The sequence below is a fragment of the Streptomyces sp. NBC_00158 genome, from assembly GCF_045160885.1.
GTDB lineage: Bacteria > Actinomycetota > Actinomycetes > Streptomycetales > Streptomycetaceae > Streptomyces.
The window spans coordinates 82,122-101,416 of record NZ_CP108162.1 but is presented as its reverse complement, the minus strand read 5'-3'; the positions used below and the strand labels follow the sequence as shown (position 1 = coordinate 101,416).

The window sequence follows — 19,295 nt, the reverse complement described above, 5'->3', positions numbered from 1 at the left end:
CCCGCAGTTCCCCCGGCCCGTCGCCGCCCGCCGCCGGCTGCCCGTCCTCCGCCCTCACCCGTACCCCCTGCCGCCCCGCACCCCGTCCCGCCTCCGCACAGGATATGGCGAGATCGCCTCCGGCCCCGGCGATCCCGCCCCTCACCCGGCGGCCGGTTCCGCGTCAGGCTGACCCCATGACCCAAGACGACGCCCTCACCGACTTCACCCGCCGGACCATGGCCGTGGAGGGGGTGGCGAAGACCGTGTACGTGGCCGGGACCGGTCCCGCGGTCGTGGTGCTGCCCGAGATGCCGGGCATCAGCCCCGACGTCCTGCGGCTCGCGCGGTGGGTGCGGGACGCGGGTTTCACCGTCCACGTGCCCTCCCTCTTCGGGACGGACGGCGCCTTCCCCACCGTCGACGGCGGCCGGGAGGTCGTCCGCCGCGCATGCGTCAGCGCGGAGTTCCGCGCCTTCGCCGGGGGCGGCACCAGCCCGGTGACGCTCTGGCTGCGCGGCCTGGCGCGCCAGGCCCACTCGGAGTGCGGCGGGCCGGGCGTGGGGGCGATCGGGCTGTGCTTCACGGGGAACTTCGCCCTCACCATGGCCCTGGAGCCCGCCGTGATCGCCCCGGTGGTCAACCACCCGTCGCTGCCGCTCGACGACCCCGGCGGAATCGAACTCGACCCGGCGGACGCCCGAGCGGTGCGCGACCGCCTCGACCGCGACGGGCTCACCGTCCTCGCCTACCGCTTCGAGGGCGACCGCTGGTGCACGGGGCAGCGCTTCGCCGCCTACCGGGCCCTGCTGGGCGAGGCCTTCGACGGCCGCGTCCTCCCGGACACCGCCGCCAACCCGGCGCCGCCGCCCTTCTTCGCCGACCTGGTCGGCACCCCGCACAGCGTCGTCACCGCCCACCTCGTCGACGAGGCGGGCCACCCCACGGTCCGGGCACGCGACGAGATCCTCACCTTCCTCACCGACCGCCTGCACCCTATTCGACGCGGAATCGCTGCAAGTTGATCGGCCAGTGGGACCCGGTGACCCTTGACTGCATCGCGTCCCGGCTGAAAACCCGCCCATCCGGCAGGGGCGCCGCACCGAATCGACGGGCGAGACGACAGACCGACGACGGACGAGACGACAGACGAGAACCGGGACCACGGGGCCGGCGGCAGCGTCCCCCGGGCCCCCAGACAGCACGGGGTGGAGCGATGGACCGCAAGAGCATCGCGGTGGTGGGGTCGGGGGTGGCCGGGCTCACGGCCGCGCACATCCTGTCCCGCGCGCACGACGTGGTCCTCTACGAGGCGGACGGACGCCTCGGGGGCCACGCGCACACCCATGAGCTGCCGGCCGCCGGCGGGGGAACGGTCGCCGTCGACACCGGCTTCATCGTCCACAACGAACGGACCTACCCCCACCTCCTGCGGCTCTTCCGCGAACTGGGCGTGGCCACGCAGGACTCCGAGATGAGCATGTCGGTCCGGTGCGACGGCTGCCGCCTCGAATACGCGGGCGCCCGCGGCCCGTACGGACTTCTGGGCGGCGGGAACCTGCTGCGCGGCCGCCACCTGCTGATGCTCGCCGACGTCCCCCGGTTCCACCGCGCCGCACGACGGCTGCTCGCCGACGGCGACACGGCCCGCACCCTGGCCGGCTTCCTGCACGAGAACCGTTTCCCGCCCTACTTCGTCAGCCACTTCGCCATCCCCCTGGTCGCCGCCGTGTGGTCCTGCGCACCGGCCACCGCACTGCGGTACCCGGCCGCCTACCTCTTCCGCTTCCTCGACCACCACGGACTGCTCTCGGTCACCGGATCCCCGCGCTGGAAGACCGTCACCGGAGGATCCAAGGCCTACGTCGAGCGGGCCGCCAAGGCCCCGGCCCGCGTCCTGACCTCCACACCGGTCCGCAAGGTCGTGCGCGGCGCCGGCCGCGTACGCCTCGTCACGGACGACGGCGAGACGGCCGAACACGCCGCCGTCGTCATCGCCGTCCACCCCGACCAGGCACTGCGACTCCTCGCCGACCCCACCGAGCAGGAACGACGCGTCCTCGGCGCCTTCACCTACTCCCGCAATCCGACCGTGCTGCACCGCGACACCTCGCTCCTGCCCCGGAGCGGCCACGCACGGGCGGCATGGAACTACTGGCTGCCCTCCTGCTCCGCCCGCCCGGGAACGGTGCAGGTCAGCTACGACATGAACCGGCTCCACCGGCTACCCGCCGGCCACGCGCCGCACATCGTCACCCTCAACCCCGGCGACCGGATCGACGAGAGCACCGTCCTGGCCCGCATGACCTACGAACACCCGGTCTACACGGCCGAGTCGGTCGCGGCGCAACGCCTGCTGCCCACCCTCGACGACGGCGTCACCGCCTACGCGGGCGCCTACCACGGATGGGGATTCCACGAGGACGGCTGCCGCTCCGGCGCCCGGGCCGCCGCATCCCTCGGAGTGACCTGGTGACCGGCGCCCCCTCCGGCCCCGCTCCACACGTGCCGGCCCTGTACGCGACCGAGGTGCGGCACACCCGCTCCCAGCCCTTCCGGTACGCCGTCGCGCACCGGACGTACATGTGGCTGGTCGACGTGGACGACCTTCCCGTCCTGCCCCGCGCCCTGCGCCCGTTCGCCCGCTTCGACGCCCGCGACCACTTCTCCGGCCGTGCCCCCACCCTGCGCGCCGGCCTCGACGCCCACCTCGCCGCCCAGGGCGTCCACGGCGCCGACGGCCGGGTCCTCATGCTGGCGCACGCCCGCGTGCTGGGACACGTCTTCAACCCCCTGACCCTGTACTGGTGCCACGACCGCTCCGGCGGCCTCGTCTGCGTCGTCGCGGAGGTCCACAACACCTACGGCGGGCGGCACTGCTACCTCCTGCGCCCCGACGACCGCGGCCGTGCCGAGGTGGCCAAGGACTTCTACGTCTCCCCGTTCTTCGGCGTCGAGGGCGGCTACCGGATGAGGCTGCCCCTGCCCGGTGACCGCCTCGACCTGACCGTCCAGCTCCGCCACCCCGACGGCTCACGCCCCTTGACCGCCACCGTCCGCGGAACGCACCGCCCCGCCGGGACCCGCGCACTGCTCGCGGCCCTGCTGCGCAACCCGTGGCCGACCGCCGGAGTGTCGCTCGGCATCCGCCGGCACGGAATCCGCCTCTACCTCAAAGGCCTGCCCGTCCAGCCGCGGCCCACCCGCCCGGCCCGTCCCGTCCAGGAAGACGCGCTGTGACCCTCGCCCTCCCCCCTGCCCCCCAGGGCGGCACCCGCACCGGCCGCCACCTGGTCGACGCCGGCCTGTGGCCCGACGTGGCCCGCCTGCCGCACGCCTCGCCCCTGCGCACCGCGCTCGCCCGCCGGATCGTGCGACGCGCCTTCGGCCGCCTGCCGTTGCGGGTGCGGACCGCCGGCGCCGGGACGCGGATCCCCCGGCAGCCCGACGGAACACGGGACGGCCTGCCGACCCTGACCCTGCACGATCCCGAGGCGTTCTACCGGCGGATCGGCGCCGACGGCCTGATCGGCTTCGGCGAGTCCTACACGGCCGGCGAATGGGACAGCGACGACCTCGCCGGGCTCCTGACCGTCCTGGCCCGGCACGTGGACGACCTCGTACCGCAGGCCCTGCGCCAGTTGCGCAGCCTCTGGGTCCGCCGCAGGCCCGTCGCGGACCTGAACACCGTCGACGGGGCCCGCCGCAACGTCCACCGGCACTACGACCTCTCCAACGACCTCTTCGCCACCTTCCTCGACCCCACCCTCACCTACTCCTCGGCCGTCTTCACCTCGCTCCCGGCCGGCGCCGAGGACCTGACCGCGGCACAGCACCGCAAGATCGACCGGCTCCTCGACCTCGCCGGGACCGGACCGGGCACCAGCCTCCTGGAGATCGGTACGGGCTGGGGCGAACTCGCCGTCCGGGCCGCCCGGCGCGGCGCCCGCGTACGCACCATCACCCTGTCCCGGGAACAGCGCGACCTCGCCCTCACCCGGATCGCGGACGCCGGGGTCGCCGACCGGGTCACCGTCGAGCTGTGCGACTACCGCCGCGTCGAAGGCAGGTACGACGCCGTCGTCAGCGTCGAGATGATCGAAGCCGTGGGAGCCGCCTACTGGCCCGCCTACTTCAGCGCACTGCACCGGCTGCTGGCCCCCGGCGGCCGTGCCGTGCTCCAGGCCATCACCATGCCCCACGACCGGATGCTGCACACGGCACGCACCCACACCTGGATCAGCAAGTACGTCTTCCCCGGCGGACTCATCCCCTCCAGGGAGGCCGTCGCCCGACAGAGCGCGGCCGCCGGGCTGTCCGTCGTCCACGACACCGGTTACGGCGACCACTACGCGCAAACGCTGCGGCTGTGGCGCGAGCGGTTCCTGCACCGGTCCGCCGCCGTGTCCGCCCTCGGCTTCGACCGCGCCTTCCTGCGGATGTGGGAGCTCTACCTCGCCTACTCCGAGGCCGGCTTCCGCTCCCGCTACCTCGACGTGCGCCAGCTCGTCCTCACCGGCCGGGACACGGCGCACGACGCGAACGGACCGGGCACGTGAGCACCATCGACACCGGAGCCCTCGCCACCGTCCTCGCCGCATCGGCGGGTACGGCGCTCGCCGTCATGCTGCTCACCTTCGCCGCGGCCACGGCCAAGGGGGTGCACCGGATCGTCGACAGCGCCTGGGGGCTGGCCTTCGCCGCCGTCGCCGTGGTCGCCTGGTTCCTCTCGGCCGGCCACGGCGACCCCGCGCGAAGGACCGTGGTGGCCCTCGCCACCGTCGTGTGGGGGCTGCGCCTCGCGGTGCACATCGCCCGGCGCGGACGCGGCCACGGAGAAGACCCCCGGTACGAGCGCATGCTCGCGCGGGCACCCGGCAGCAGGGCCCTCTACGCCCTCCGCACCATCTACCTCCTCCAGGGATCCCTGGTCTGGCTCGTCTCCCTCCCCGTCCAGGTGGCCGTGCTGCTGCCCCGGTCCCCGGACGCCGCGGCCGTACTGGGGCTCGCCCTGTGGGCCGTCGGCCTGTTCTTCGAGGCCGTCGGGGACCACCAGCTCGCCCGGTTCAAGACCGACCCGGCGAACAAGGGCCGCATCATGGACCGCGGCCTGTGGTCCTGGACCCGGCACCCCAACTACTTCGGCGACTTCCTCGTCTGGTGGGGCCTGTACCTGACGGCCTGCGCCACCTGGCAGACCGCCCTGGCCACCGTCGTCTCCCCGCTCCTGATGAGCGCCCTGCTGATCAAGGGCAGCGGCAAGCGCCTGCTGGAGGCCCACATGGCCGGCCGCCCCGGCTACGCCGCGTACCTGGCCCGCACCAGCGGCTTCTTCCCCCGGCCGCCACGCTCCGGGGACCGGCCACGATGAAGACCGCGACCTTCCTCCGGGCCACCCGGTCCCCACGCCCGCCTCCCGGCTCCTCACCCCGGGCCCCCTCCGCCGCGGTGCTCCTGCTGCACGGCGGACGCGCCGAGGACCTGCGGCCCCCACCGCTGCTGAACCCGCCCGCCTGGCGCATGCGCTTCCTCTCCGCCGCTCTCGCACGGGCCCTGAGCGGACGTGACGTCCTCATCACCACCCTCCGCTACCGCCGCCGGGGGTGGAACGGCCCGCGCGCCGACCCCGCCCGGGACGCCGTCGCCGCGCTCGACCGGCTCCACGCACACCACGGCGACATCCCCGTCGTCCTCATCGGCCATTCCATGGGCGGCCGCGCCGCCCTGCGGGCCGCCGGCCACCCCTGCGTACGAGGAGTGATCGCCCTGGCCCCCTGGTGCCCGCCGGAGGAACCCGTCGGCCATCTCGCGGGCCGCGAGGTGTACGTGCTGCACGACGAGCGGGACCGGGTCACCTCCGCCCGGCAGTCCTGGGACTTCGTACGCCGGGCACGAGCCGCCGGCGCCTCTGCCGTCGCCGTCCGCATGGAGGCGGGCGGCCACACCATGCTGCGCGGCAGCCGCTCCTGGCACCGGCACACCTCCGAGATCGTGGAACGCCTCCTCTCACCGCGATGAGGGAACCGCCTCGGCGCGCGCGTCCCGGTAGAGGGCGGAAACCGCGTCCAAGGCCTCCCGCAGCCCGCGCGGACGCCGCATACCGCCGACGGCGGCCCGTACGGACCAGCCCGGACCGGCCAGGAGCACCAGGGGAGCGGTCCTCGCCCCCTTGAGGCCGAACGCCGTCGACGCCACCTGCCGGGCCAGCACGCCGTCCGCCGTGGAGCGGGACTGCGACCACAGCACCACGGCCCTCGGCCCCGACCGGGCCACGGCCGCCCGCAGGGCCTCCGCCGGCACGGCCGCACCGAACATCCGGGTCGGCACCCCCCGCTCGGCCAGGCCCGCGGCCAGCGCCTCCAGGGGCAGCGTGTGCTGCTCACCGGGAAGACAGGCCAGCACCACCGGCGCCGCGCGGGCCGGCACCCCGCGATCACTGACGGCCGCCCGCCGCAGCACGGTCGACACGTACCACGACAGCAAGTGCTCCACCTCGACGTAGCGGTCGTCCGTGGACTCCCACTTGCGGCCCACCGCGTGCAGGGTCGGCACCATCACCTCCTCCCACGCGACCACCAGACCGTGGGCCTCCATCGTCTGCCGCAGCAGGGCCTCCATGGCCGGACCGTCGAGCCGGACCGCGGCACGCGCCAGCCCGCGGCACTCCTGACGCACCTCACCCAGCGGCAGCCCACCACCCGGACCACCCGGACGGCTCCGCCCGCGTCCGCCCGGCGGCGGCCCGACACCTTCCTCCGCCACGGGCGGCGAAGAACCCGCGCGGACATCCGGAGCGGGCCGGCCGCGCACGGCCAACGCCGCGCGGGCTGCCTCGGCCGGCGGGATACCGGAAGAGGTGAGCCGGCACATCTCCTCGAGCATCGCGATGTCGCCGGGCATCCAGCGCCGGTGCCTCCCGCCCTCCCGGACAGCCGGCCCGATGCCGTACCGCTGCTCCCAGGAACGCACCGTCGTGGGCGAGACCCCCAGACGCCGTGCCACCGCGCCCGTCGTGACACCGAGACCCGTTCCGGACATGCCTCCATGGTACGACGCACAATCGCTGCGAGTCGGGCGACCGCAGCCGCATCCGGGAGGCCGCCCACGGCGGAAGACCTGGCAGGAACGCCACTGCCTGCCGAGGAGACGACATGATCCACGTGACGCGCACGATGCTCGTTCCCCGCCCGATCGAGGACGCGGTCGGCTACTTCGCGGACTTCGCCCGCACACAGGAGTGGGATCCCGCGACCGTCTCCTGCATCCGCCTGGACCGGGGACCCGTGGAGCCGGGCGCGCGCTGGCGCAACCTCTCGCGCTTCCGCGGGCGCACCAGCGAACTGGAGTACCGGCTCGACGTCCGACGGGCCGACCACCTCGTGTTCACCGGCGAGAACGGCACGGTCCTCGTCACGGACGACCTCAGCTTCACGCCGGCGTCCGCCGAGTCGACACGACTGACCTACGCCGCGACCTTCGCGTTCAAGGGCATCGCCCGCCTGGCGGCCCCGTTCCTCCGCAGGGAAGTCGCCCGGCTCGCCGACGCCGTCGCCGCCGAGGTGCCCCGTGTCACGGCTCACTGCGGCGGAGCGGGCCTCCGGTGACACCCGACGGCTCCTCCTGGACGGTCGCACCCGACGGAGGGCGCCCCGAAGGGCGTACCTGCTCGCATCTGGCGGCCCTGCCCGCAGCGCCGGAACCCGTCCTCCGCGTGTGCGCCCCCTGCCGCGCCCGCGGCTGGACCTGGAGCCGGCTGCGATGGTGCACCACGTGCGGGCACGTCGGATGCTGCGACAGCTCCCGAGGACGTCACGCCCACGACCACCACGCCCGGACCGGACACCCGGTGGTCTTCTCGCTGGCCCCCGACGAGGACTGGGCCTGGTGCTACACCGACGAAGTCTTCCTGGTCCGCACCGGGACAGGCCGCTCGAACGCATCGGGCTGACGCTGAGGAGGCCGGCTGCGGCGATAGGGTGGCCGCCTTCTTCGTCGTCCGCCTCGCCGGCTGGTAGCCCGCGGCCCGGCACCCGCCGCCCGGGCGGCCGGTTTTCGCCCTGCTGCCCGCACGCGAGCCCGAAGGGAGGGATGCTGGGCCCATGCCGTGGCCACAGGCCGTCATCCGCGGGCTCCAATCCCGGGCCGGAGAGCAACTGCTGCTCCGGATCGCCGGGCCGCAGGCGCGCCGGCGCCGTACCCGCATCCATGCGACTCCCGGCCCGCGCTGGTTCCGCCCCGGCCGCCCGATACGGACCGTGCACGCGGACGCCTCCATGTACGTCGGCGGCCTCGCCGCCCTGCTGATGCAGTCGCTGCACCCCGTCGCGATGACGGCCGTCTGGGCCCACTCCGGGTTCAGGGGGGATCCCTGGGGCCGCCTCCAGCGCACCAGCGCCTTCCTGGCCGTCACCACCTTCGGCACGGACCAGGACGCCGAGCGGGCGGTGCTCCGGGTACGGGGTGTCCACGAGCGGATCGCCGGTGCCACCACCGACGGCACGGCGTACCGGGCCAGTGATCCGCATCTGCTGGCCTGGGTCCACACCGCCGAAACGGAGTGCTTCCTGCGCGCCTACCAGCTGTACGGCCGCCGGCCCCTGGACCGCGCGGGACAGGACGGCTACGTGGCGGACATGGCCTACGTCGGGCGGCAGCTGGGTGTCGAAGACCCTCCGGAGGACCGAGAGGCGCTGGCCGCCCGCCTGGAGGCGTTCCGTACGGAACTCGGGCCGACCGCCGAGTCGCGCGCGACCGCCCGCTACCTGCTGTCGCGTCCTCCGCTGCCGCGCCCCCTGCGCATCCCCTACGCGCTCCTGGCGGCCGCGGCGTCGGACCTGCTGCCCGGGTGGGCCCGAGCCCAACTCGACCTGCCGCTCACGACACGCCTGCTGACGCCCCTGGCGAAGCAGGGCGGCCGCGCCGTGACCGCGGTCATCCGGTGGGCGACGCCGCCCCTGCCTTCCGGGGTCACGGGCGGCTGACTCACCTGCCCATCCGTTCCTGGGCGGCCATCACCTCATCGCCGTGCTCGAAGGCCCACGCACCGAATGCGTCGATCGGGCCGAGCAACGTCCGCCCCAAAGCGGTGAGTTCGTACTCGACCCGGGGCGGCGCTTCCGCATGGGCGTTCCGTGTCACCAGCCCGTTGGACTCCAGCCGCCGCAGCGTCTCGGTGAGGACCTTCGGGCTGATGCCGCCGATGCGCTCGCGCAATTCGCCGGGGCGCCTGGGACCCTCCCGCAGGGCCCAGATCAGCACGGCGTTCCAGGTGTTGGAGAGGAGGTCGAAGGCGAGGCGGGCGCGGCAGTCGGCGAGGTGGGCGTCGGTCGTCACGTACCAAATGGTGCCTGACGGGTTCCCTAGTGTCGTCCCGAAAGCGGTTGGAGCGGATACGGAGAGGGGGCGTATCGATGAAGATCGGTGTGCTGGGAACGGGAAACATGGCGGACGCACTGGCCACGCAGTGGGTGCGAGCCGGGCACGAGGTGTTCGTCGGGGGCCGCGACGAACAGCAGGCCCAGCGGCTCGCGACGCGCATCGGAGGCGGTGCGGGGCACGGGAGCCTGCCGGCGGCAGCCGGCTTCGGCGAGGCGGTGCTGGCCGCGCTGCCGTACGGCGCGGGAGCGGACGTCGTCGGGGAGCTCCGGCCGACGCTGGAGGGGAAGGCTCTGCTCGACTGCGGCAATCCGGTCGGGCCCGGCTTCCGGCTGCTGACGGAAGGCGGCCCCTCGGCGGCGCTCCGGCTGGCTGCGGCGGCACCGGGCGCGCACGTCGTCAAGGCGTTCAACCTCTGCCACGAGAGCGTGTGGCGGATGACCCCGCCGGTCTTCGACGGTCAGCCCCTGTCCGTTCCGATGTGCGGGGACGATGAAGCGGCACTCGCGCTGGCACGCACGTTGGTGCGGGACATGGGCTGCGAGCCGGTGGCCGCGGGCGGGCTGGACCGCGCAGGACTGCTGGAGGCGACCGCCGCGCTGTTCATCGGGCTGTGGGTGGCGGAGCGGGCGGACGTACGGGCGATCGCGCCGCCGCTGGCCCATGCAACGGGTCCACGAGCCGAGAGGGCGTGAGGCGTCCAGGGTTCGCCGGTCGTACGACCCGCGGCGCGCCTTCCGGCTCGAAGTACCCGTCTCATGCGTTCCGTGCGCGATTCCACAGGTCCTGAGCGAGTGCGAACGCGGCGAGGTGCGCGGTGGTGGCGAGGGCGAAGTGAACCGGATCGGCGCCGCGGCGGGTGATGATCGCGAGGGGGTGGCCCATGCTCTGCTTCCGCTTGCTGATACCGGTGATCTGGGCCCAGGGGACGAGGCGGTTCCCGCCCGCCTCCACCCGGACGATGCCGAACGCGGTCAGCAGCAGTTCGGGCTGCGGGCTCAGGCTGCCGCCGCCCGGGCTCAGGAACTCGCTGAGGTCCGTGGTGGGGGGGGGGCCAGGTGGAACGCGCCCGTGTCGTTCAGTGCCGCGTACACCTTCGGCTTCGCCGCTTCCACGGCGATCCGGGCGACCTTCGAGACGAACTCCTGGTCGCCGGTGAAGCCGTCGATCGTCAGGGGCTCGACGTTCCCCTCCACCTGGATCCAGAGGGTGTAGTCGTTGACGTCGGAGCGCTGCAGACGGGTCCGGTCGTCCTCGACCCCGGTGACCCGTTCCCACCGCGCCCATTTCTCGCCGGAGGCGGAACGGGACGGGGAGCCCGTGCCGGGCTTGTAGCACAGCGCGTGGGTGTACAGCTCGACCCGGCCCCGCCCGCAAGCTCCTGCGAGCGGTCCTCGAACCGGCCGGGGTCCGCCGGCCGGTCCCACTCGTCCTGGGCGGCGAGGGCCCGGTGCCGGGCGTCCGCCCTGCGCCGTTCGCCGGCGTACCGCAGGTCCTCGGCCCCGGCGCGTAAGGCGAAGCCGAGGGCGCCGAGGATCACGACTCCGCCGATGGAGGAGAGGATCGCCTTCTTGTTCTGCCGGTTCTCGGCGTCCTCGGCCGCGATGTCGTCGTAGCCGTATGCGCCGTCCGACGTGGTGCGGTCTCGTGCCGGGCGCCGAAGATCCCTGCGGCAAGGGGCCGATCATCCTTTCAACCGCCTTGCACGGCAAGGGTGGTGAGGCGCGCTGCCGCGTCAGGTCGCGCCCGGCACGCGGGCGGCGACGCCGCCCTCACGTCCCGCTGCCCCGAGCACGGAACCGGCGCCGGCCTTCGGTGCGGACGGACAGGGCGCGGAGGTGTTCCGGCAGCGGCGGGGGCTCGGTCGGCCCGCCCGGCACCGCCAGGATGACCGTATCGAAACGCTTGAACCCGCCTCCCGCACGACCATGGCCGCGTCCCGGGAGATCGCCGAGACGAGGCCTCCGGGAGTCGGTTTCTTCAAGGGCACCTGCGTCCGCGACGGCAACACGTGGGAGGAGAAGGAGTTCCCGAACCTCATGGCCGGCGGTCAGGCGCACTGCGTCTGGGGACCGACGCCGAGCACCCGTTCACCGCGACGTCCGGGACGCGGTGCTGGTGAGCCCGGAGACGGCGGCGGAGATCCGGCCTCTTCGCTGCGGGCGCGGCGGTAGGATCCGCGCTCGTGGACGACATACGACGGGCAACCATCACCTTCAGCGGGACCCTGACGCGGGAGGAGTTCGACGAGGCGGTTGCGGCCACCGGGATGTTCCGGCGCATCCGGTGGCTCATCGGGGTGGCTGCCGTGCTGATGGCGGCCTTGAGCCTGAGGCCCCTGCCCGATGGCGGCCCGGTCAACGGAGGCCTGCTGACCCTTGCCGTGGTCTACGGGGTGCTCGGCCTGTTCCTGCCCCCGCTGCTCACCAGCCGGGCGTTCCGTGCCGACCAGGCCAAGGGAGAGAAGCAGGCAACCATCGACGCCGTCGGCTTCGTCATCCTCCGCGGCGATGACGAACTCATGAGGGTGCCGTGGCGCAGCATGCACCGCTCCTACGAGACGGAGCGGGTGTACGTCGTGACAGGCCGCCTCGGCTGGAAGGCCGGACTGGTGATCGTGCCCAAGCGGCTGCTCGCCGGGGCCGGCGAGGCAGAGCTGATGGGCGTGCTGCTGGAGACCCGGGTCGGCCGGCCCAAGGGCCGCCGGGCGTAGGGCATCTTCCGCAGGCAGACAGCGACCACCACAGCCCCGTGACCGACTTTCCCGTTTCGAGTCCTCTGACGCCCTGCCCAGGCGGGCGTCCGCGCTGCACCCGCCCGCGGACATCGTCCGGACCGAGCCGGCCGCGCTCACGGTTGACGCCCGGCACCTGGGTTTCCCCGGAGGAAGGGAGGGTGGGGCGGTGATCAACGAGTTCCTGATCGATGTGGCTACGACCGGTGGCGTTCCGGGCGTCGACGCGGAGCTCTCCCCGCAGGAGTGGCAGGTACGTCTGGGCGGCGCGCCGCTGTGGGTGGGTGAGACGGCCATGGGGCTGGTGCAGGACTACGGGCTGATCGAGGTGCACCACCTGCGCGGCGAGGAGGACGGAACCTGGCGGCCTTTCGGATTCGTCATCCGCGTGGACCGGCCCGGACTCACCCCCTCTGAGGTTCCGCCGCGCATCTCGGCGGCCTACGGGGTGGTGTCAGGACCCGCCGTGTTCGCGCCGGTGCGGGCCGGTATCGAGGCGGCAGGACGCGCGCTCGACCCGTACGTCGAGTGGGACAGTGACCTGGCAGCGGGGATCGTCCGGTTCCGCGTGCGGGAGACCGCGGTCGGGATCACGGTGACGGACCGGACCGACGGCCGGGAAGGCTGGTCGGACGGGCAGATCTGCCGGGTCAGCAGATTCCGCGACTTCAGTCGGGACTCCGGCGACGCTCGCCGGCGGTGACGGCACGTCTGCCAACCGGGCGTCGGTGACGACCCCGCTGCCCAAGCGCCCGCCGCTTGCCCGAGGCAGCAGCGTCCAGGCAGACGCTGGTGGCGATGCGGTACACCCGCGACCTCAGGGCGGGCCGGTCAGTCCGAGGTGATGCCGGCGAGGACGGCGAGGACGGCGAGACGGATGCGGTTGTCCCGGCCCGTCTTCGCCATCAGGCCGGCCGCGTGCGTCTTCACCGTGGTGACCCCCAGGTGCAGCCGGTCGGCGATCTCCTCGTTGGACGGGCCCACGCCCGGCAGCCCGAGGACCTCCCGCTCGCGCGGGGTGATGCCCGCGACCGGAGCGTGGTGAAGTCCGCGGCGCTCGCCTACGGCCCCAAGGGGATCCGGATCAACGCCCCGCTGCCCGGCACCACCGACACCGACTCCGACGACGCCGCCTTCCCCGACAGCCTCTGGCCGGCCGACCCCCGGCCCAGCGAGGTGCAACCCTGAGGTTGCGGCCAGCGTCCTGACGTGCAACCCTGGAGTTGCGTCAAATGACGGTGATGAGAGGAGTCCCCCATGAGCGAGGACCGGATCGAACGCGAAACCCTGATCGAGGCATCCCCGGAGAGGGTCTGGTCGCTGGTGGCCGAGCCCGGTTTCTGGGTGGCGGACAAGGCGAGCCTGCCCGGCACGGTGGCCAGGGAAGGCGAGGAGATGGTGGCGAAGAACCCGGAGTACGGCGACTTCCCGGTGCGTGTGGAGAAGGTCGAACCGCCGACCTATCTGGCCTACCGCTGGGCCAGCGCGTTCCCCGGCGAAGAACTGCGCGAGGGCAACAGCACCCTCGTGGAGTTCACCCTCACGCCCGAAGGCGGCAGGACGAGGCTGCGCGTGACCGAGAGCGGGTTCGCGGCGCTGGCCGGGTCCGAGGAACTGCGCGGCAAGGCGGTCGAGGACAACACCGGCGGCTGGCGGCAGGAGCTCGACGCACTCAAGGCGCGCGCCGAGCAGCCCGCCGCGTGACCGACGAACCCCGCGGCGCGGTGGAGGCGGTCGACACCGTTCTCGCCGCCCTGGCCGACCCGACGCGACGCCGGCTGCTCGAAGTGCTCGCCGCGCAGGGCGCGGCCACCGCGACGGTGCTCGCCCAGCACCTTCCCGTCTCGCGCCAGGCCGTGGTCAAGCACCTCGCCGTCCTGGACGCCGCCGGGCTGGTGAGCGGCGGCCGCGTCGGGCGCGAGGTGCGCTACACGGTGCGGCCGACGGCGCTCGATGCGACGGCGCGGTGGATGGCCTCGCTCGCCGCCGACTGGGACCGGCGCCTGGCACACGTCAAGCGCATCGCCGAGGCGGCGGAGCGGGAATCGCGAGCCGACCGGACCTCGTAGAGGAGCACGATCACGTCCATGGAGAACCGGCGCCTGACACACGCTCCCGCCGCACATGCCTGCATGGTGGTGCGCAGGCCCGCGGCGGAGGCGTTCCGGGCCTTTGCCGATCCGGCGGCCACGTCCCGGTTCTGGTACGGCAAGAGCAGGGGACCCGTGGTGGCCGGGGCCGAGCTGCGCTCCCTGTGCGCGGTGAAGGCCCTGCTCGAACACGGCATCGAACTTCCCGTCGAGGAACGGGATGCCCACGGGACGGACGCGGCCGCAGCCCCGGACGCGGGCCCTTGAACAGCGCCGGTCATTGAGCGGTGGCGGGATGCCGACCACCCCGGCCGGTGCGGGCACCCTGCCTCAGCAGCTCGGCAGGGCCCAGCCGCTGGTAGCGGCCGACGAGCTGATCGAGCAGCCGCTGCGACCTTGCATCGCCGGGTGTGTAGATCCACATTTTGATGTCAGGGGCGGAGGCCATCGCGAAGCCGCTCGCGGTCACGCTGATCTCGTCCCCGTCGACGGTCCGGAACGACTTGCGCCGCGTGACGCCCGAGGCGACGTCGTGCCTGGCCCACATCTCGGCGAAGCGTCCGTTCGCCTCGGAGAACCGCCGGATGAACCCGGTCCAGTACGGGTCGCCCAGCCGGCGGCCCGCCTCGACCCGCAACTGGGCCACCATGAGGGAGACTTCGCGCTCCCACTCGACGAGCGGCTGCAGATGCTCCTCGCAGGTGAACAGATGCCACAGCACATTGCGGTCCGCCGCCGGCAGCAGTACCAGCCCCGGATCGAGGGCCGCGTACGCGTCGTTGAAGGCGAGCACGTCGTAGCGGGCGGTCACGATGCACGCCGGAAGCGGGGCCAGGGCATCGAGGATGGTCTGGTGCTCCGGCGCCTGGGGCTGCCGCGCCGACTCGTCGGGGGGCACGCTGGGAATGTTCGCGAGCCGGTAGAGATGGTCCTGCTCGGTCCGGTCGAGCCGCAGCGTCCGGCCGATCGCGTCGAGGACCTGGACGCTGGGGTTGATACGGCGCCCCTGCTCCAGCCACGTGTACCAGGCGACCCCGATGCCCGAGAGCTGGGCGACCTCCTCGCGGCGCAGGCCGGGCGTGCGCCGCCTCGTGCCGTGCGAAATACCCGCTTCCTCCGGGGCGGTGCGCTCCCGGCGCAGCCTGAGGAAGGCGCCCAGCTCGGAGCGCCGCTGGGCCTCGTCGGCTGCGGAAACGCTGGTGGGACCGCTGGTGGGACCGTTCACGGAGTCGGTGTCGTCGGGCATCACCACCCCAGTGTGCAGGACGGCCGAACAGCGCAGCCGGATACTCCTGGTACCGGGATCACTGGATGTCTGGCACGCCCATGGGACCGCCAGGATCATCACCGGCATGAGTCAGACGAAACAGACCCGGACCGTCACACCCCCATCTCAGGGCAGCGTGCCACCGGCCCCCGACCCCGCTGTACGGCGGCGCCGGAACAACCGCATGCTGGTCGTCATGCTGGGCGCCGTCTTCATGGCCCTGCTCGACTCGACCATCGTCAACGTCGCGACACCGGCCATCCGCTCCGACTTCGGCACCACCGGCTCGGCGCTGCAGCTCATCGTCTCCGGCTACACCGTCGCGTACGCCACGCTGCTGGTGACCGGCGCCCGTCTGGGGGCCCGCAACGGTTTCCGGGCCATGTTCCTCTTCGGACTCGTCACCTTCACCGCGGCCTCCCTCGCCTGCGGTCTGGCACCCGGCCCGGCGACCCTGATCGGCGCCCGCGTGGTGCAGGGCGCCGGCGCGGCGACGATGATGCCGCAGATCTACAGCCTGATCCAGCTGAGCTTCGAAGGGGCCGCGCGGGCCCGCGCGCTGAGCCTGTACGCGGCGGTCATCGGACTCGGCGTCGTAACGGGGCAAGTCGCCGGTGGCCTCCTGGTCAGTGCGGATCTCTTCGGCACCGGCTGGCGTCCGGTGTTCCTGATCAACGTGCCGGTGGGAGTGGTACTGGCGATCGCCGGACTGCGGCTGCTGCCGCGGGGGAAGCCACCGAAGCCCAAGGGCCTGGACGTTCCCGGTCTGATCACACTGACCGCGGCGCTCCTGCTGCTGGTCGTGCCGCTGGTCATGGGCCACGAGCGGAACTGGCCGCTGTGGATGAGGATCTCCTTGCTCGCCTCGGTGCCCGCGCTCGTGGTGTTCACCCTCGTCGAGCGTGCCGTCGCGCGCCGCGGCGGGGTGCCGCTGGTGCCGGGCCGGGTTCTGAGGACGCCCGGCCTGGTGACGGCAGCGTCCGCGAACTTCTTCGCGATGGGCGGGTACGCGGGCTTCCTGTTCGCCTTCTCGCAGCACATGCAGTCAGGACTCGGCGAGTCCGCGACCCGTACCGGTCTGACGTTCGCGCCGCTCGCCATCGGCGTCGCGACCGGCAGTCTCACCTGGCAGAAAGTGCCCGAGCGGCTCCGCCGGCGGATGATCGCCACCGCGTGTGTGTTCGCCGCCGTCGGCTACGCGGCCATCGGCTTCGACATGCGCTCGGGCGGCCACGGCGGCATCGAGCTCCCGGCGCTGCAGTTGGTCGTCGGCATCGGGATGGGCTACGTCACCAGCCCCCTGCTCACCGTGGCGCTGGCTCAGGTCGAGCCGGCCGACGCGGCGGACGCGAGCGGCGTGATGACGACCGCGGCGCAGATCGCGCAGGTCCTCGGCGTCGCGGCGTACGGCAGCGTGTACCTCGGCGCGGCCGACGGCCAGCCGCCCGGTTCCTCTGCGCACGCCATCTTCGTGACCGCGCTGCTCGTCACGTTCGGGGTGCTGGTCGGCGCGCTGGCGGCATCGATGCTGCCACGGCAGCAGCAGACGGCCTGAGCCGGTTGCTCCGGCGACTGATCTCGGCCCAGGGAGGGAGCGACGCCCGCAAGCAGTGTGCTGTGCCCCAGGTCCAGGGTCTTCAGCCGGTGGAGCTGCCCGATGTCCGGCGGGAGGACTGTGAGTCCGTCGTCCGCGAGGATCAGCACATCGAGCCCGGTCCACCGTCAGACCGACTCGGCAGCCGGTTCAGTTTGCGGGCTCGAGGGTGTCAGTCCTCGGTACAGGTGCCGGACCCGAGGAACTCCGGACCGCCATTCGCGCCACGCACCGTGGCCACCACGTACCGGGTGTACGGCCACTCGCCGTAGTTGACGCCCTTCCACTCACGGCACGCCACCACACCGGCCACGCTCTTGAAGCTTTCCTTGTACTTCAGTGCCCACGTGTCGTCATGCGTCCAGATGTACATGGTCTTGGACACCGGGTCGAAACCCGCCGTCATGAAGTCCTCCGGCACGGCATACCCGCCGCCCTTCGTCCACGAGTCACGAATGCCCTTCGCCGTACGGTCCGCCACCCGGATCTCATCGCCCGGCACCGAGGGGATCGTCGCTGCGGAGAACCCTTCGATGTCACCGCCGAACTTCTCCAGCCCGGCACAGTCGCTTGTGTCGTCGCCGAACCCCTGCACGTCGCCCGCGTTTCCGCCGTTGCGGTCGGCGGTCACCACGTATCTGCCGTACGGCCAGCTCTTGTCGCCGTTGATGCGCCCCGCCAGCACCGTGCACGTGGCTCTCTTCGCGGCGGACTGGAAGAACTGGAGCTCGCCGTACTCCCACTTGCGTGCCGGGGCCGGGCTGATCACGACGCCTTGGGCGTTGGCGCTGAACTGCACGCTGACACCCCGGTCTGTCCAGCCCTTCGTGGTGAAGTAGGCGGCCGTCCTGGTACTGATGTCCTCGGCTGCCTTCTTCTCGGCCGCCGTGGATGCGGGCCGGGTCGCGGTGTACATGCTGGCGTCGCCGAAGGTGTTCTCTCGCTTCGTGAACGCGCTGCCCGCGCCCGTGTAGCTGGGATCCTGAATGCTCGCATCACCAGTTCCGCCGGTCCCTGCGGGCGCGGCAGGAGTGTTCCGGCCGCCTGTACTGCCGCCTTCACCGCTGCCGCTGCCGCTGCCGCTGCCCGTGCTGCTCGCAATGGGTGTCTTGCCGGGTATGGCGGTGCCTGCCGTGGGCTTGGCGTCGGCAGGAAGGTAGGCGAGCGTCGCGCCGGTCGTCGCGCCGATGAGCGCGGCGGCCCCGGCGACCATGCCGGTCACACGCTTGCGGGATCGGGCGGGCAGGCTCCAGGCGGGATCGTCCGAGGTGGGCATGTCCCAGTTGTCGGCCATGAGGTCACCGATGCGCGTCATGGGGACGTGCCCGGCACGGACGACCTGCGTGGCCTGGGACGCCAGGAGCGGCAGGCACAACTCTGCCGCTCCGGCCGCCGTGATGCGTTCGGCGGGGTCCTTGACCAGGGCGCGCTTCAGGATGTCGGCGAGCGCGTCGGGGATTCCTTCGAGGTCGGCGTCTGCGGACATGATCCGGAAGGCGAGGACGTCGGGTGCTCCGTTGCCGAAGGGGAGGCGGCCGGTGGTGGCGTACGCGGTGAGCGCAGCCCAGGCGAACACGTCGCCCGGGGGGCCTGCGCTGCCGGTGCGGTAGTGCTCGGGGCTGATCCATCCGGGGGTGCCGGTCATCATGCCGGTGCGGGTGACGGAGGTGCCGTCGGCAGCGTGGGCGATGCCGAAGTCCAGGACTCGGGGACCGGCCGGGGTGAGGATGACGTTCTGCGGCTTCACATCGCGGTGCACGACCCCTGCCCGGTGGATGGCTGCCAGGGCATGCGCGGTGCCGGTCGCGAACGCGTACAGCATCCCTCCCGTGAGGGGGCCTCGGCCGGCCAGGTGCTGGTTCAGGGTGGGGCCGGGTGCGTACTCGGTCGCGAGCCAGGGGGAGGCGGCCTCGGGGTCGGCGGCCAGCAGCGGTATCAGACATGGCCCTTGCACTCGGGCCGAGAGGGCGACCTCGCGCCGGAACCGGGCCCGGAACTCCGGGTCTTCGGCCTGCGCCGCGTGGATGACCTTGACCGCGACCCGCACCCCGGAGGGATCGAGACCGGCGTGGACGACACCCATGCCGCCCGTGCCGAGACGGCCGATGATGCGGTAGGGCCCGACCCGGGACGGGTCACCGGGGCGGGCAGACAGAACCCGCCCGGAGCCGACAGTGCTCAAGAGGACTTCCTTCTCATCATGTGCGTGGGTATGGAGAACGGGCTGGGCGGGCGCAATGCTGGCGTGCCCGCCCA

The 19,295-nt window shown here is 72.8% G+C and carries 23 protein-coding genes; 17 read left to right on the top strand and 6 right to left on the bottom strand.

All coding sequences use genetic code 11. From position 1 onward, the window contains the following. Positions 1-176 precede the first annotated feature (176 nt). The 6 genes from OG553_RS35690 to OG553_RS35665 all read left to right on the top strand — a co-directional run bounded on the left by OG553_RS35690 (position 177) and on the right by OG553_RS35665 (position 5,997). Complete coding sequence (locus tag OG553_RS35690; RefSeq protein WP_331727903.1) at positions 177-1,004, top strand: dienelactone hydrolase family protein; 828 nt, start codon at positions 177-179, stop codon at positions 1,002-1,004. 191 nt (positions 1,005-1,195) lie between these two features. Further along, the gene (locus OG553_RS35685) at positions 1,196-2,455 is read left to right on the top strand and encodes an FAD-dependent oxidoreductase (RefSeq protein WP_331727900.1); all 1,260 of its coding nucleotides are present in this window, start codon (positions 1,196-1,198) and stop codon (positions 2,453-2,455) included. After that, positions 2,452-3,219, top strand: coding sequence for a DUF1365 domain-containing protein (locus OG553_RS35680; protein ID WP_405983235.1), 768 nt, complete (start codon positions 2,452-2,454; stop codon positions 3,217-3,219). The genes OG553_RS35685 and OG553_RS35680 overlap by 4 nt, the downstream gene beginning before the upstream one ends. After that, complete coding sequence (locus OG553_RS35675) at positions 3,216-4,538, top strand: class I SAM-dependent methyltransferase (protein ID WP_405983234.1); 1,323 nt, start codon at positions 3,216-3,218, stop codon at positions 4,536-4,538. The genes OG553_RS35680 and OG553_RS35675 overlap by 4 nt, the downstream gene beginning before the upstream one ends. Then, the gene (locus tag OG553_RS35670) at positions 4,535-5,350 is read left to right on the top strand and encodes a DUF1295 domain-containing protein (protein ID WP_405983233.1); all 816 of its coding nucleotides are present in this window, start codon (positions 4,535-4,537) and stop codon (positions 5,348-5,350) included. Before OG553_RS35675 ends, OG553_RS35670 begins: the two co-directional genes overlap by 4 nt. Further along, positions 5,347-5,997, top strand: a complete 651-nt coding sequence (locus tag OG553_RS35665; RefSeq protein WP_331727894.1) for an alpha/beta fold hydrolase — start codon at positions 5,347-5,349, stop codon at positions 5,995-5,997. Before OG553_RS35670 ends, OG553_RS35665 begins: the two co-directional genes overlap by 4 nt. On the opposite strand, the gene OG553_RS35660 is transcribed toward OG553_RS35665, so the two are convergent. After that, on the bottom strand, positions 5,986-7,017 hold the full coding sequence (locus OG553_RS35660; RefSeq protein WP_331727891.1) for a MerR family transcriptional regulator: 1,032 nt from the start codon (positions 7,015-7,017) through the stop codon (positions 5,986-5,988). The two genes, OG553_RS35665 and OG553_RS35660, sit on opposite strands and share 12 nt — an antisense overlap. Positions 7,018-7,130: 113 nt before the next feature. Between OG553_RS35660 and OG553_RS35655 the strand changes: the two genes are divergently transcribed. The 3 genes from OG553_RS35655 (at position 7,131) to OG553_RS35645 (ending at position 8,960) form a co-directional block, all read left to right on the top strand. Next, entirely contained in the window at positions 7,131-7,583 is a 453-nt protein-coding gene (locus tag OG553_RS35655; RefSeq protein ID WP_331727888.1) for an SRPBCC family protein, read from the top strand. Continuing rightward, positions 7,580-7,927: a UBP-type zinc finger domain-containing protein gene (locus OG553_RS35650; protein ID WP_331727884.1), complete on the top strand. Its 348-nt coding sequence runs from the start codon at positions 7,580-7,582 to the stop codon at positions 7,925-7,927. Before OG553_RS35655 ends, OG553_RS35650 begins: the two co-directional genes overlap by 4 nt. 151 nt (positions 7,928-8,078) lie before the next feature. Then, on the top strand, positions 8,079-8,960 hold the full coding sequence (locus OG553_RS35645; protein WP_331727882.1) for an oxygenase MpaB family protein: 882 nt from the start codon (positions 8,079-8,081) through the stop codon (positions 8,958-8,960). A 1-nt stretch (position 8,961) separates the two neighbouring features. Here OG553_RS35645 and OG553_RS35640 read toward each other — a convergent pair whose 3' ends face one another. Then, positions 8,962-9,312, bottom strand: coding sequence for a helix-turn-helix domain-containing protein (locus tag OG553_RS35640; protein WP_331727879.1), 351 nt, complete (start codon positions 9,310-9,312; stop codon positions 8,962-8,964). A gap of 77 nt (positions 9,313-9,389) precedes the next feature. Here OG553_RS35640 and OG553_RS35635 point away from each other — a divergent pair, with 77 nt between their 5' ends. Beyond that, positions 9,390-10,049 (top strand): NAD(P)-binding domain-containing protein, encoded by a 660-nt coding sequence (locus OG553_RS35635; protein WP_331727876.1) that lies wholly within the window; start codon positions 9,390-9,392, stop codon positions 10,047-10,049. Between the two features lie 324 nt (positions 10,050-10,373). Here the strand turns inward: OG553_RS35635 and OG553_RS35630 are convergent, their stop codons facing one another. Continuing rightward, a complete protein-coding gene (locus tag OG553_RS35630) occupies positions 10,374-10,781 on the bottom strand; it encodes a hypothetical protein (RefSeq protein ID WP_331727872.1) in 408 nt (135 codons plus the stop codon). Between the two features lie 758 nt (positions 10,782-11,539). On the opposite strand from OG553_RS35630, the gene OG553_RS35625 reads away from it, so the two are divergent. After that, on the top strand, positions 11,540-12,067 hold the full coding sequence (locus OG553_RS35625; RefSeq protein WP_331727869.1) for a hypothetical protein: 528 nt from the start codon (positions 11,540-11,542) through the stop codon (positions 12,065-12,067). Between the two features lie 190 nt (positions 12,068-12,257). Continuing rightward, positions 12,258-12,791: a hypothetical protein gene (locus OG553_RS35620; protein ID WP_331727867.1), complete on the top strand. Its 534-nt coding sequence runs from the start codon at positions 12,258-12,260 to the stop codon at positions 12,789-12,791. A 128-nt stretch (positions 12,792-12,919) separates the two neighbouring features. Here the strand turns inward: OG553_RS35620 and OG553_RS35615 are convergent, their stop codons facing one another. Then, a complete protein-coding gene (locus OG553_RS35615) occupies positions 12,920-13,111 on the bottom strand; it encodes a response regulator transcription factor (protein WP_405983259.1) in 192 nt (63 codons plus the stop codon). Positions 13,112-13,126: 15 nt separating this feature from the next. Here OG553_RS35615 and OG553_RS35610 point away from each other — a divergent pair, with 15 nt between their 5' ends. The 4 genes from OG553_RS35610 (at position 13,127) to OG553_RS35595 (ending at position 14,445) form a co-directional block, all read left to right on the top strand. Continuing rightward, positions 13,127-13,276 (top strand): hypothetical protein, encoded by a 150-nt coding sequence (locus tag OG553_RS35610; RefSeq protein ID WP_331728726.1) that lies wholly within the window; start codon positions 13,127-13,129, stop codon positions 13,274-13,276. 69 nt (positions 13,277-13,345) lie between these two features. Further along, a complete protein-coding gene (locus OG553_RS35605; RefSeq protein ID WP_331727865.1) occupies positions 13,346-13,792 on the top strand; it encodes an SRPBCC domain-containing protein in 447 nt (148 codons plus the stop codon). Next, positions 13,789-14,157 carry a metalloregulator ArsR/SmtB family transcription factor gene (locus OG553_RS35600; RefSeq protein WP_331727863.1) on the top strand — a complete coding sequence of 123 codons (369 nt, stop codon included), beginning with the start codon at positions 13,789-13,791 and terminating at the stop codon, positions 14,155-14,157. Before OG553_RS35605 ends, OG553_RS35600 begins: the two co-directional genes overlap by 4 nt. An 18-nt stretch (positions 14,158-14,175) precedes the next feature. Continuing rightward, a complete protein-coding gene (locus tag OG553_RS35595; protein ID WP_331727860.1) occupies positions 14,176-14,445 on the top strand; it encodes a hypothetical protein in 270 nt (89 codons plus the stop codon). A 10-nt stretch (positions 14,446-14,455) separates the two neighbouring features. Here OG553_RS35595 and OG553_RS35590 read toward each other — a convergent pair whose 3' ends face one another. Then, positions 14,456-15,424, bottom strand: a complete 969-nt coding sequence (locus OG553_RS35590; protein WP_405983232.1) for a helix-turn-helix transcriptional regulator — start codon at positions 15,422-15,424, stop codon at positions 14,456-14,458. Between the two features lie 106 nt (positions 15,425-15,530). Between OG553_RS35590 and OG553_RS35585 the strand changes: the two genes are divergently transcribed. Further along, entirely contained in the window at positions 15,531-17,000 is a 1,470-nt protein-coding gene (locus tag OG553_RS35585) for an MFS transporter (protein ID WP_405983231.1), read from the top strand. A gap of 211 nt (positions 17,001-17,211) precedes the next feature. Here OG553_RS35585 and OG553_RS35580 read toward each other — a convergent pair whose 3' ends face one another. Beyond that, complete coding sequence (locus tag OG553_RS35580; RefSeq protein ID WP_331727852.1) at positions 17,212-19,221, bottom strand: serine/threonine-protein kinase; 2,010 nt, start codon at positions 19,219-19,221, stop codon at positions 17,212-17,214. Between the last annotated feature and the right edge of the window lie 74 nt (positions 19,222-19,295).